Origin of the sequence: Xenorhabdus santafensis (genome assembly GCF_033949405.1) — a bacterium.
GTDB lineage: Bacteria > Pseudomonadota > Gammaproteobacteria > Enterobacterales > Enterobacteriaceae > Xenorhabdus > Xenorhabdus santafensis.
The window spans coordinates 1-207 of record NZ_VCDN01000234.1; the positions used below are offsets into that span (position 1 = coordinate 1).

Here is a 207-nt window from a genome sequence, read left to right on the forward strand (position 1 = left end):
TGACCCAGACGTCCCTCGCCGACAGACTGAAACAAGCCGTACCTGCGGCCGAGTACACCACGTTGCTGCTGGATGCGCCTGACAGCGTTCTCGCTGAACAACCGACCGCTAACCCTGCCCCCCGGGATTTGGGCTTGTCACCGCACCATCTGGCCTATGTGATTTACACTTCCGGCTCCACCGGATTGCCCAAAGGGGTGGAAATGC

General features: G+C 60.4%; 1 protein-coding gene. It reads left to right on the plus strand.

Features of this window, described 5'->3' with window-relative positions; translation table 11 throughout:
- Positions 1-26 precede the first annotated feature (26 nt).
- Positions 27-207 (plus strand): AMP-binding protein (locus FE392_RS20030; RefSeq protein ID WP_319931882.1); only part of this gene is annotated, 181 nt, incomplete at its 3' end.